Annotated in this window: 11 protein-coding genes and 1 pseudogene; 11 read left to right on the top strand and 1 reads right to left on the bottom strand. The window is 42.3% G+C overall.

The window, feature by feature from the left end; all coding sequences use genetic code 11:
* Window positions 1-790: pseudogene (locus CWB78_RS06455) on the bottom strand (signal recognition particle-docking protein FtsY); the annotation flags it as partial.
* Between the two features lie 205 nt (window positions 791-995).
* Between CWB78_RS06455 and rsmD the strand changes: the two are divergent.
* The 11 genes from rsmD (at window position 996) to purD (ending at window position 12,871) form a co-directional block, all read left to right on the top strand.
* Window positions 996-1,601, top strand: coding sequence for a 16S rRNA (guanine(966)-N(2))-methyltransferase RsmD (rsmD, locus tag CWB78_RS06450; protein ID WP_138594739.1), 606 nt, complete (start codon window positions 996-998; stop codon window positions 1,599-1,601).
* A 145-nt stretch (window positions 1,602-1,746) separates the two neighbouring features.
* The gene (gene rpsU, locus CWB78_RS06445) at window positions 1,747-1,962 is read left to right on the top strand and encodes a 30S ribosomal protein S21 (RefSeq protein WP_002957797.1); all 216 of its coding nucleotides are present in this window, start codon (window positions 1,747-1,749) and stop codon (window positions 1,960-1,962) included.
* Between the two features lie 19 nt (window positions 1,963-1,981).
* A complete protein-coding gene (locus CWB78_RS06440; RefSeq protein WP_008114877.1) occupies window positions 1,982-2,428 on the top strand; it encodes a GatB/YqeY domain-containing protein in 447 nt (148 codons plus the stop codon).
* Window positions 2,429-2,588: 160 nt separating this feature from the next.
* Entirely contained in the window at window positions 2,589-4,340 is a 1,752-nt protein-coding gene (gene dnaG / locus CWB78_RS06435) for a DNA primase (protein WP_138594737.1), read from the top strand.
* 124 nt (window positions 4,341-4,464) lie between these two features.
* Window positions 4,465-6,306 carry an RNA polymerase sigma factor RpoD gene (gene rpoD, locus CWB78_RS06430; RefSeq protein ID WP_010391796.1) on the top strand — a complete coding sequence of 614 codons (1,842 nt, stop codon included), beginning with the start codon at window positions 4,465-4,467 and terminating at the stop codon, window positions 6,304-6,306.
* Window positions 6,307-6,377: 71 nt separating this feature from the next.
* On the top strand, window positions 6,378-7,259 hold the full coding sequence (gene prmA, locus CWB78_RS06425) for a 50S ribosomal protein L11 methyltransferase (protein ID WP_138594735.1): 882 nt from the start codon (window positions 6,378-6,380) through the stop codon (window positions 7,257-7,259).
* 282 nt (window positions 7,260-7,541) lie between these two features.
* The gene (dusB, locus tag CWB78_RS06420) at window positions 7,542-8,513 is read left to right on the top strand and encodes a tRNA dihydrouridine synthase DusB (RefSeq protein WP_010391792.1); all 972 of its coding nucleotides are present in this window, start codon (window positions 7,542-7,544) and stop codon (window positions 8,511-8,513) included.
* Between the two features lie 19 nt (window positions 8,514-8,532).
* On the top strand, window positions 8,533-8,823 hold the full coding sequence (fis, locus tag CWB78_RS06415; protein ID WP_002957804.1) for a DNA-binding transcriptional regulator Fis: 291 nt from the start codon (window positions 8,533-8,535) through the stop codon (window positions 8,821-8,823).
* Between the two features lie 235 nt (window positions 8,824-9,058).
* The gene (gene purH, locus CWB78_RS06410; protein ID WP_138594733.1) at window positions 9,059-10,645 is read left to right on the top strand and encodes a bifunctional phosphoribosylaminoimidazolecarboxamide formyltransferase/IMP cyclohydrolase; all 1,587 of its coding nucleotides are present in this window, start codon (window positions 9,059-9,061) and stop codon (window positions 10,643-10,645) included.
* Between the two features lie 109 nt (window positions 10,646-10,754).
* Entirely contained in the window at window positions 10,755-11,573 is an 819-nt protein-coding gene (locus CWB78_RS06405; RefSeq protein WP_010391779.1) for a class I SAM-dependent methyltransferase, read from the top strand.
* Between the two features lie 14 nt (window positions 11,574-11,587).
* Window positions 11,588-12,871 carry a phosphoribosylamine--glycine ligase gene (purD, locus tag CWB78_RS06400; protein ID WP_138594731.1) on the top strand — a complete coding sequence of 428 codons (1,284 nt, stop codon included), beginning with the start codon at window positions 11,588-11,590 and terminating at the stop codon, window positions 12,869-12,871.
* Window positions 12,872-12,912 lie beyond the last annotated feature (41 nt).

The raw sequence follows: 12,912 nt of genomic DNA, 5'->3' as shown, positions 1-12,912 counted from the left end.
TCTCAGCTTGCTCTGCTGCAATACGCTGTTGTTCTAAGCGCTCATTCTCAGCTTGCTCTGCTGCAATACGCTGTTGTTCTAAGCGCTCATGCTCAGCTTGTTCAGCCGCGATACGTTCTTGCTCTAACAACATTTTCGCTTCTTGTTCAGCTAAACGTTTAGCTTGCTCTTGTCTTTGCTGCTCTGCATCCGCCTGTTGTTTAGCTAATAGCTCAGCGTTAGCTTGTTCAATCGCTTGTTTTTCTGCTGCCGCAGCGCGTTGTGCTTGCGCCTGTGTCTCTTGCTCTAAACGTTCAGCTTCTGCTTTTTCAGCTGCTATACGCTCTTGCTCTAACAACATTTGCGCTTCTTGCTCTGCTAAACGTTGAGCTTGCTCTTGTCTTTGCTGCTCGGCATCTGCCTGTTGTTTAGCCAATAGCTCAGCGTTAGCTTGTTCAATCGCTTGTTTTTCTGCTGCCGCAGCGCGTTGTGCTTGCGCCTGTTTTTCTTGCTCTAAACGCTCTGTCTCTGCTTTTTCGGCAGCTATTCGTTGTTGTTCGGCTTTTTCAGCTTGCTCTTGCGCTAAACGTTCTGCTTCAGCTTGTTCAGCTGCAATTCGGGCTTGTTCTAAACGTTCGGCTTCAGCTTCAGCTTGCAAACGCTCTGCCTCGGCCTTCTCTGCTGCTAAGCGCTCCTGTTCGACTTTTTCTGCCTGCTCGTTTGCCAATGCTTGTTGTTTATCAGCTTCTGCTTGTTTTTTATCTGACTTACCAAAACCGAGCCACGACATGAATTTACTTTTTTTTGCCATACTTGCTAATAACCACTTATAAAAATCTGATAAACTAACGATAATGATAGCGTGCTTTTAAGCCTAAATAATTGCTTTTTAGCAACACGTTATCCTCGAGGGTGCGTAATAGTAACACTTTTAGCGCAGTTGAAAAATGACACGCCGTGATATGATTGCAATATTATCTGAGCTAGATCATAGATACCAATTTTTAGTGAGTTAAATGAGAAAAAAAATCACACCAAATAACACCACCCATAAATCAGCCGATGGCGTTATTAGAATCATTAGCGGCCAATTTCGCGGTCGTAAACTGCCAGTAAAAGACGTTCAAGGCTTACGCCCTACAACCGACAGAATAAAAGAAACAGTGTTCAATTGGTTAATGCACGATACCCGAGATGCACGCACTCTCGATTGCTTTGCCGGCTCTGGTGGTTTAGGATTTGAAGCGCTATCTCGCTTTGCTAAAAACACCACATTTTTAGAGCTTGATCCGTTAGCAGCAAAACAGCTAACGCAAAATGTTGCCACCCTTAATGCGCAAAATGCACAGGTACTCAATACTAATACCCTGACCTTTCTTGAAAGCAAAAACACCAATGACACATTTAATTTAGTTTTTATTGACCCGCCATTTCGCAAAAATTTAGCCCAATCATGCTGTGACTTATTAGAAAATAATCAATGGCTCGACCCTGACGCACTAATATATGTTGAAGTAGAAACCGAGTTAACCTCGTTCAAAACTCCTAGTAACTGGTTGTTAATAAAAGAGAAAAAGGCTGGTCAAGTTTTTTGCAGGCTATACCAACGGCATGTAAATTAACACTGTTTTAGCGGTCGGGTTTCTGTTAATATTATCCTTTACATGTGGTGTTGCTTCGGATTACAATACCGCACCATTTTTGAACCACTTGATCAATGTTTGATCAACTTGAGCAACGCTCATAATTTAGGTAGGTGAATTTTTAATGCCAGTAATTAAAGTAAGAGAGAACGAACCGTTTGACGTAGCACTTCGTCGCTTCAAGCGTTCATGTGAAAAAGCAGGTATCCTTTCAGAAGTTCGTCGTCGCGAGCACTATGAAAAACCAACAGCTGAGCGTAAGCGTAAAAAAGCAGCTGCTGTTAAACGTCACATGAAAAAACTTTCTCGTGATAACGCTCGTCGCGTTAAATTATACTAATATATTAGGTCTTGTATAAATGAGCCTTTTAATAACGCTAAAAGATGCGCAAAAAGATGCGATGAGAGCTAAAGACAAACAACGTCTTAATCCTATTCGCATGGTACTTGCTGCAATCAAGCAACGTGAAATTGACGAGCAAATAACACTAGACGACGCAGGTATTACCTCCGTTATAGTGAAGCTTGTTAAACAACGTCGCGACTCTTACACTCAGTACAAAGATGCTGGGCGTGATGATTTAGCTGAAATTGAAGCCAATGAGATTACAGCACTTGAAGCTTTTTTACCTCAACAATTGAGTGAAGAAGAAATCATTGCTCTCATTGACGCGGCTATTGCTGATACTAATGCAGCAGGTATGCAAGACATGGGTAAAGTAATGGGTATAATCAAAAGCAAAGCCGAAGGTCGTGCCGATATGGGCAAAATCTCAGGTTTAATTAAGCAACGATTAACTGCCTAATACTCCCACATACATTAAGTATGATTGAAGTAAACCGAGCCTTGAGCTCGGTTTCTTCGTTTAGAGCACTTCAAAAAAATATGCATTTGTGTTCCAATCTCTGCGTATTATAATTCGCTTTTAACACTTTTATATTTACCTTAGGGCTGTACTTTAAACAATGGCTGGAAAGATCCCACGCAACTTTATCGATGATTTATTGGCACGAACCGATATTGTCGACCTGATTGACTCAAAGGTAGGGTTGAAAAAAGCGGGCAAAGACTATCAAGCTTGCTGTCCTTTTCACAATGAAAAATCGCCTTCGTTTACTGTATCGCAAGATAAACAGTTTTATCATTGCTTTGGCTGTGGCGCTAACGGCAATGCTATTTCTTTTGTTATGGAATATGACAAACTTGAGTTTGTTGATGCAATTGAAGAGCTAGCCAGTTTACTTAACCTAGATGTTCCTCGCGAACAAGGAAGTAGTAATGGCCCAGAACGCACCGCAGCACAAAAACGTTCAGACTACGATTTAATGCTCCATGCAGCGCGTTTTTATCAACACCAGTTAAAACATCATAGTAATTCTGAAACAGTAATAGACTATGTAAAAGGTCGCGGCTTAAGCGGCGCAACAGTTAAAAAGTTTATGATGGGCTATGCGCCCAGCGAATGGGAAGGCCTCTGCCAACAGCTTGGACGTAATCAAGAACAAAAAGAGCAATTAGTTGAGCTGAAGCTCGCATCTGAAAAAACGCCAGGTAAGCAATTCGATTTTTTCCGTGATCGTTTAATGTTCCCTATTCGTGATAAACGCGGTCGCGTCATTGCCTTTGGTGGCCGTGTAATGCAAGCAGATCAGGGGCCAAAATATTTAAACTCTCCTGAAACGCGCATATTCCATAAAGGGTTTGAACTTTATGGCCTTTATGAAGCAAAACAAGCACACAAAAAACTCGATCATGTACTCATAGTAGAAGGTTATATGGACGTCGTTGCGCTGGCTGAACAAGGAATAGAATACGCAGTTGCCGCACTCGGCACAGCGACAACCAGCGAGCATATGCACACCTTATTTAGAACCACTGACAAAGTTATTTGTTGCTACGACGGTGACCGTGCAGGTAAAGATGCCGCGTGGCGTGCACTGGAAAATGCACTTCCTTACTTAAACGATGGCAAAGCACTGCATTTTGTATTTTTACCCGATGGTGAAGACCCTGATTCACTCGTTCAACAAGAAGGTAAAGAGGCTTTTGAGCAGCGCCTAGAAAACGCCGATGACTTCACTAAAGTGCTGTTTAATAAACTAAGTAAAGAGATTGATTTAACGCTCGATTCCGGTAAGGCTAAGTTACTCAGTGCAGCACTGCCATTAATTGAAAAGATCCCAAGTGAGTTCTATCAAGAAAATATCTTGGAGCAACTAGGCAGATTAATTGGTCGCACCCGTGAGCAACTTAATAATCATTTAAAAACACCAAAACAGCAGCAAGCAATTGAACGTAAATTTAAAATTACACCGATGCGCCAAGCGATAGGCATTTTAGTTCAGCACCCTAATTTGGCAAAAAGCGTGCCCTACTTGCCTGATTTAGCACAAATGAATATTGCAGGAATCGGCTTGTTATTACGCCTACAATATCAAGCGTTACAAAAAGATGGTATTACCACTGCACAAATTCTCGAATCATTTAGAGACACTGATGACTATGAGCCATTAACTAAGTTGGCTACATGGCAACATCAAATAGATGAAGAGCGTTTAGAGACTGTTTTTCAAAATACTTTTAAATTTATTGAAGATCAGTGTTTAAATTATCGACTAGAGACCCTATTAATAAAAGACAAGACACAGGGCTTAAATAGCGATGAACGACTAGAATGTCATTTGCTAATGACAGCGTTAAAAACGACTAACGGCTAGTCAGATTTGATTTAGGCTGTTATACTGTGCTATTCACTGCGTCACATTATTCTGGTTAGCCTTTGAGCAAACTCCATGATGGCGCCTGTTGTATCAACTTATCAGAGTGGAAGAAACAATCTCTATGGATCCAACTCCTCAGTCACAATTAAAACTTCTGATTCAAAAAGGTAAAGAGCAAGGTTACTTAACTTTTGCAGAAGTTAATGATCACCTTCCACAAGATATTATCGACTCAGATCAAGTAGAAGATATCATTAGCATGATTAATGACATGGGTATCAAGGTTAGCGAAAACGCGCCTGATGCTGATGAATTAATGATGCAAGAAACCACGACAGACGAAGACGCAGCGGAAGCTGCCGCTGCAGCCCTTGCTACTGTAGAAAAAGAAATCGGCCGTACAACAGACCCTGTTCGCATGTACATGCGTGAAATGGGTACTGTTGAACTTCTTACCCGTGAAGGCGAAATTGTTATCGCTAAACGTATTGAAGAAGGCATTAACCAAGTACAGATTTCGGTTGCTGAATACCCAGAAGCGATCACTTACCTACTTGAACAGTGGGATAAGTTTGAAGCAGAAGAGATGCGCCTTAGCGACATTATCTCTGGCTTTTTCGATCCTGATGCAGACGAAGCACCACCAATTGCTGCCACTAACATTGGTTCTGAATTAAGCGAAAAACAGCTTGATGACAGCGACGATGATGATGACAGCGATGATGAAGACGAAGAAGAAGTAGATACAGGTCCAGATCCTGAAGAAGCGCGCATCCATTTCGAAAACTTACGTGATTTATACACTAAAGCACGTGAAACATTCGATAAAAAAGGTCGCTCTCATCCAGAATCTCAAGCCGCAATTTTAGAAATTGGTGAGTTGTTCAGAACCTTTAAACTTGTGCCTAAACAATTTGACCGCATGGTTAATAACATGCGTGAAATGATGGACCGAGTTCGCGTTCAAGAACGTCTTATCATGAAGCATGCAGTACAAGTTTCAAAGCTTCCAAAGAAAACCTTTGTTAAGCATTTTGCAAACAACGAAACTGACACAGCATGGCTTGATATTGAAATTGCAGCTAACGAAAAGCATTCAGCTAAACTTGAAGAAGTGAAGCCTGAAATACTTCGTTGTATTAGCAAACTTTCTTCAATGGAAGAAAGCACTGGCTTAAGCATTGAACGTATTAAAGATATAAACCGTCGCATGAGTATTGGTGAAGCGAAAGCGCGCCGTGCTAAAAAAGAGATGGTAGAAGCGAACTTACGTCTGGTAATTTCAATCGCTAAAAAATACACCAACCGTGGTTTACAGTTCTTGGATTTAATTCAAGAAGGTAATATTGGTTTGATGAAAGCGGTTGATAAGTTTGAATACCGTCGTGGTTATAAGTTCTCTACTTATGCCACGTGGTGGATTCGCCAAGCAATTACTCGCTCTATTGCTGACCAAGCAAGAACGATCCGTATTCCAGTACATATGATTGAAACGATCAATAAATTGAACCGTATTTCACGTCAAATGTTACAAGAAATGGGTCGTGAGCCAAATCCAGAAGAATTAGCTGAACGCATGATGATGCCTGAGGATAAAATCCGTAAGGTACTTAAGATTGCAAAAGAGCCAATTTCAATGGAAACACCGATTGGTGATGATGAAGATTCGCACTTAGGCGACTTCATTGAAGATACTACTATTGATTCGCCTATCGATTCGGCAACAATGGAGTCTCTTCGTGGCGCAACTAACGATGTGCTCGCTGGCTTAACTGCCCGTGAAGCGAAAGTACTGCGTATGCGTTTTGGTATTGATATGAATACCGACCACACGTTGGAAGAAGTAGGTAAGCAGTTTGATGTAACACGTGAGCGTATTCGTCAAATTGAAGCGAAGGCACTACGTAAATTACGTCACCCTTCTCGCTCTGATTTACTGAAAAGCTTTTTAGACGCTAAATAATCTAGCGTTACATTATGAGTTAACTCAAAAGGCCGCTGTAGCGGCCTTTTTTCTATTTCAAGGAAATAAACATGGCTTGGATCCAAATCCGTATCAATGCCAATGCTGCAACCGCAGATGCAGTTAGTGACTTATTAATGGAAGCTGGTAGTGCTTCTGTTACTTTTATTGATGCTAAAGACACCCCTATTTACGAACCCAAAATTGGCACTGTCGTTTTTTGGGCTGATACCACAGTAATTGGTCTGTTCGAAGCTAATTACGATATGAACGCCGTGGTTGCGTTATTAAAGCGCCATGATGAGCTCAAAGACAATTTAGTTTACAAAATCGAGCAACTCGAAGACAAAGATTGGGAACGTGAGTGGATGGATAACTTCCACCCTATTCAATTTGGCGAAAAACTATGGATTTGCCCTAGCTGGCGCGATATTCCAGATCCAGACGCAGTCAATGTGCTACTTGATCCTGGTCTTGCATTTGGTACTGGCACGCACGCCACCACCGCGCTGTGTTTAAAGTGGCTTGAAAGCCAAGACTTGAGCGGCAAAACGGTAGTCGATTTTGGTTGTGGTTCAGGCATATTAGGCATTGCAGCAATTAAACTAGGTGCAGAGCGCATGATAGGGATAGACATTGACCCGCAAGCGCTAGAAGCAAGCTTAGATAACGCTAACCGTAATGGCGTTGCTGACAAGCTTGAAGTTTATCTACCAGAAAACCAACCTGAATTTACAGCCGATATTGTTGTGGCAAATATTTTAGCGCAACCTCTGCGTGAGCTTCATAGTGTGATTTTAGGGTTATTAAAACCAGGCGGTAAAATTGCCATGTCGGGCATTTTAGAAGAGCAAGCAAAATCGGTTGCCGATATATATGCGCCCTTTATTGAACTTGATGAGATTGCCATTGAAGGCGACTGGACCCGAGTCAGTGGCATTAAAAAAGCATAATAGTGCGTTTTTTCAAAGTTTAGAGTATTAACTCAAAAGTCGTTTCTAGAGCCTGTATTTAACAGGCTTTACTATTTTTTTACATAATAAAAAATAAAGATTTTTTATTATAAAAACAACGACCGTTCAAAATTCACACAAATAAACCGCTTCGTCATACGGTTATCAAATGTCAATACGAAAAGAGCAAAAAAAAGTCACTTTTGTTCAATTTATAGCCTTTGATTTTTGCGCAAAAAGCCGTAAACTTAGCGCCCCTTGAAAAGAGGCCTATTGAATATCGTGCGTATCGGTTCATACCAACTTGAGAATAATGTCATTGTCGCGCCTATGGCGGGCATAACAGACAGACCATTTAGACAGTTATGTCGTCGTTTAGGCGCTGGCCTTGCTGTGTCTGAAATGCTGTCGTCTAATCCGAAGGTTTGGAAAACCGAAAAGTCGATGAACCGAATGGATCATTCTGGTGAGTCGGGTATACGTGCGGTGCAAATTGCAGGAGCAGACCCTGAGCTTATGGCACAGGCCGCACAATTCAATGTTGCAAACGGTGCACAGATCATAGATATCAATATGGGGTGCCCAGCAAAAAAAGTGAACAAGAAACTTGCAGGCTCAGCCTTATTACAGTTTCCAGAACTCGTGGAAGAGATTATTGATGCCGTCGTTAATGCGGTTGATATACCTGTAACACTTAAAATCCGTACAGGATGGGATCAGGACAACCGTAATGGTGTAGAGATTGCAAGAATAGCTGAACGTTATGGCATTGCATCACTGGCTGTACATGGGCGCACGCGCGCATGTATGTACAAAGGTGATGCTGAGTACGCCACAATTAGGGATATAAAACGTTCAGTGTCGATACCTGTGGTTGCTAATGGTGATATTACATCACCTGAAAAAGCAAAGCAGGTTTTGGACTATACGGGTGCAGATGCCATCATGATTGGTCGAGCCGCCCAAGGTCGCCCTTGGATATTTAGGGAGATAGACCACTATTTGCGAACTGGTGAACATATGCAGCCACCTGCTATTGCAGAGGTGCGCAGTATTTTAATGGAGCATTTAACCAACCTCCATATGTTTTACGGTGAGCCAATGGGAGCACGAATCGCTCGCAAACATGTATCTTGGTATTTGCAAACCCATGACAGTGACGGTCAGTTTAGGCGAGTATTTAATGCGCTCGACAATTCCGAGGAACAGGTCGTCGCATTAGAGCAATACTTTAAAACACTAGCAGCTAACTAAGAAAGAAAGAGACTTTATAATGTTCGAACAAAACGTGACTTCTCCATTTATCACAAACCCTCATGTTCAGTCACACGAGAAACCGCAGCCATTGCGTGATGCAGTAAAAAAAGCTGTTCACCACTACTTAAAACAGCTTAACGGTCAAGATGTGCAAGACGTTTACGACCTTGTTCTTTCTGAGCTAGAAGCGCCATTGCTTGAAGAAGTAATGACTTACACACGTGGCAACCAGACTCGTGCGGCAATTTTACTAGGTATCAACCGTGGTACTTTACGTAAAAAGCTAAAAAAATACGGTATGAACTAATACCTAAGGTATTGATGCCGTAATTGCTTTACCGCGCTTACTGATTCAATACACTGAGTGTTTTATAAAACACTCTTAAAAAAGCACCTTAGGGTGCTTTTTTTATCTGTAAAATTTATTAACGAAATTGCAAAATGCTCACGCTTTATGGGTCGTTATAAGTCGTTTTTTGAGTCGGAATCAGTTAAAATACGCGCTTCTAAGCTAGCTCATTAACTGAGGAAATCAAACTACAATGGATACACATCGTCCTATACGTCGCGCACTTTTGAGTGTGTCAGACAAAACCGGTATTGTTGAATTTGCCCGTGCACTAGAAGCACAAGGTGTTGAAATACTTTCAACTGGCGGCACTTGTAAACTACTTGCTGATAATGCGATTAAAGTTACCGAAGTATCAGATCACACCGGACACCCTGAGATCATGGATGGTCGCGTAAAAACCCTTCACCCAAAAATTCATGGCGGTATTCTTGCTCGTCGTGGCCAAGATGAAGGCGTAATGGCAGATAACAACATTGCTGCTATCGACATCGTTGTAGTTAACTTATACCCCTTTGCGAATACTGTCGCTCAAGAAAACTGCAGCCTTGAAGATGCTATTGAAAACATCGATATTGGTGGCCCAACCATGGTGCGTGCAGCAGCTAAAAATCACAAAGATGTGACGATTGTTGTTAACGCAAACGACTATGACCGTATTATTAGCGAAATGCAAAATAACAACGGCTCAACGACTTACAAAACCCGCTTTGATCTAGCTATTGCCGCTTATGAGCATACAGCGCAATACGACGGTATGATTGCTAACTACTTCGGTAAAATGGTTCCTGATTACACAGAAGAAGCCGCTGAAGATACTAAGTTCCCTCGTACTATCAATATGCAATTCACTAAAAAACAAGATATGCGTTACGGTGAAAATTCGCATCAGGATGCCGCGTTTTATGTTGAAAACGACATCTCTGAAGCGTCAGTCGCGACAGCCACTCAACTGCAAGGTAAAGCATTATCGTTTAACAATATTGCCGATACCGATGCCGCACTTGAGTGTGTTAAAGAATTTGATGTACCGGCGTGTGTTATTGTAAAACATGCTAATCCATGTGGTGTTTCAATTGGCGAAAATATCTTAGAAGCATACGATCGCGCCTTTAAAACTGATCCAACGTCAGCGTTTGGCGGCATTATTGCTTTTAACCAAGAACTTGACGCAAAAACTGCACAAGCGATTGTTGAACGTCAATTTGTTGAAGTTATTATCGCACCAAGCGTGAGTGCAGAAGCCGCTCAAATAGTATCAGCTAAACAAAACGTACGTTTATTAGAGTGTGGTGAGTTCTCTGCTAAAGGCACAGGCCATGACATTAAACGCGTTAATGGCGGCGTTCTAATTCAAGACCGTGATTTAGGTATGGTAACGCAAGACGACTTAACGGTTGTCTCTAAGCGCCAGCCTTCTGAGCAAGAACTTAAAGACTTACTTTTCTGTTGGAAAGTGGCTAAATTTGTTAAATCAAACGCCATTGTTTATGCCCGCGACGGTATGACTATTGGTGTTGGCGCAGGCCAAATGAGCCGTGTTTACTCAGCTAAAATTGCCGGTATTAAAGCCGCTGATGAAAACCTTGAAGTTAAAGGCTCAGTTATGGCATCAGATGCATTTTTCCCATTCCGTGATGGCATTGATGCTGCAGCCGCAGCAGGTATTACCGCGGTTATTCAACCGGGTGGTTCAATGCGCGATGAAGAAGTAATTGCCGCCGCTGATGAAGCCGGTATGGCAATGGTGTTTACGGGTATGCGCCATTTCCGCCATTAATCGCTTAAAGAGCTAACTGCTTCAGTTAGCTCTTTTTGTTTGCATCAAATTCACGTATTCTGCTTATTCTATAACCATGACTAACAATTATAATGTGAAGGATTAGACGATGAAATTTGCACTAAAATCTCTACTGGTTGCCACGCTGTCATTAAGTTCAACAATGGCATTAGCACACAACCATGGCCACGACTCAGCATTAACAAATGCAGTTAAAGCAAGCGAGCGCAGCAGTGAACGCGACCAATACCGCAATCCTGTAGAAACCCTCGAGTTTTTTGGCTTTAAACCAACAATGACTGTGGTAGAAATTGCGCCTGGCGGTGGTTGGTATAGTGAAATTTTAGCGCCAGCACTAAAAGAGCAAGGCACCTATTATGCCGCGCATTTTCCTGCTGATTCATCGGTAGGTTACTACCAACGTTCTCTTGCTGGTTTTAAAGCTAAAATCGCTGAAGATGCCCGCTTTAGTCACGTTAAACTTACTGAGTTTGCTCCTTCGACTCATTTAGATATTGCCCCTGCAGGTAGCGCCGATATGGTACTTACTTTTCGTAATGTCCATAACTGGTTCATGAGTAAAGACAAAGACGCAGCAAGCAATGCATTTAAGTCTTTTTATACAGCACTTAAACCTGGCGGCACTTTAGGCGTAGTTGAACATCGCCTACCCGAAGAGCAAGCCGATGAAATGCAAAAGTCATCAGGTTATATGAAGCAGAGTGTGGTTATTGCACTTGCTGAACAGGCAGGTTTTGAACTTGAAGCAAAAAGCGATATTAATGCAAACCCTCTTGATACAGCCGATCACCCTAAAGGGGTATGGACCCTTCCACCGAGCCTTAGACTTGGCGAGCAAGATGCCGCTAAATATAAAGCCATAGGTGAAAGCGACCGTATGACGCTGAAATTTAAAAAACCGCTTTAAATAGGATATTCGCCATGAATGTATTAGTCATTGGCAGCGGCGGCCGCGAACACGCACTTGCGTTTAAGGCCGCTCAAAATACAAAAGTAAACACTGTTTATGTTGCTCCAGGTAATGCGGGCACAGCCCTTGAGCCAAAACTTGAGAACGTAGCAATTAACGTTGAAGATCTTGATGGGCTACTTAGCTTTGCACAACAAAATAATGTTGAGCTAACCATTGTTGGTCCAGAAGTGCCGCTAGTATTAGGTGTTGTTGATAAGTTTCGTGAACACGGCTTAGCTATTTTTGGCCCAACAGCAGGCGCTGCCCAGCTTGAAGGGTCTAAATCGTTCACTAAAGACTTTTTAGCACGTCATGCTATCCCAACCGCTGATTACCAAACGTTTGAACAAATCGACCCTGCGCTTGCCTATTTAAAAGAGAAAGGCGCACCGATTGTTATAAAAGCCGATGGTTTAGCGGCAGGTAAAGGCGTGATTGTAGCTATGGATGAACGCGATGCAGAAGAAGCCATTCGCGATATGCTTGCGGGTAATGCCTTTGGTGAAGCCGGCAGCCGCGTTGTCATCGAAGAGTTTTTAGAAGGTGAAGAAGCGTCGTTTATCGTAATGGTTGATGGTGAAAACGTACTGCCATTTGCAACTAGCCAAGATCATAAACGTGCTTACAATGGCGATGCTGGCCCAAATACTGGCGGTATGGGCGCTTATTCTCCGGCACCGGTAGTGACTGATGAAATTCATCAACGCATTATGAATGAAGTGATTTACCCTACGGTAGAAGGTATGGCTAGCGAAGGCCACCCGTACACTGGCTTTTTATATGCAGGCTTAATGATAGATGACACCGGCACACCAAAAGTAATTGAATATAACTGTCGTTTTGGCGACCCTGAAACACAACCTATGATGCTACGTTTGCAATCAGATTTAGTTGAGCTGATTGAAGCTGCTAACCGTGTAGAGCTTGATAAAACTACCATTGAGTTTGATTCACGCGCTGCTGTAGGTGTTGTTTTAGCTGCCAAAGGCTACCCAGATAGCTACCCGAAAGGCGATGCGATTAGTGGCCTGAAAGTAACTTACCCTGAAGGCGAAAAAGTTTTTCACGCAGGGACTAAGCAAGATGGCGATAACTTAGTAACTGCCGGTGGTAGAGTATTATGTGCAACGGCACTAGGTAATACCGTTACCGAAGCGCAACAACGTGCCTATAAACTGGTTGATGAAATCAGCTGGGACGGCATGGAATACCGTACAGATATAGCCTATCGTGCAATTGCTCGTGAACAATAATTATTGAGTTTTACTCATTAAACTTTATAAGCGCAGATTAT

Origin of the sequence: Pseudoalteromonas sp. S1612, from assembly GCF_005887175.1 — a bacterium.
Lineage (GTDB): Bacteria > Pseudomonadota > Gammaproteobacteria > Enterobacterales > Alteromonadaceae > Pseudoalteromonas > Pseudoalteromonas undina.
Note: the sequence above shows the minus strand (reverse complement) of the source record. Positions and strands in the feature narration are given on the sequence as shown.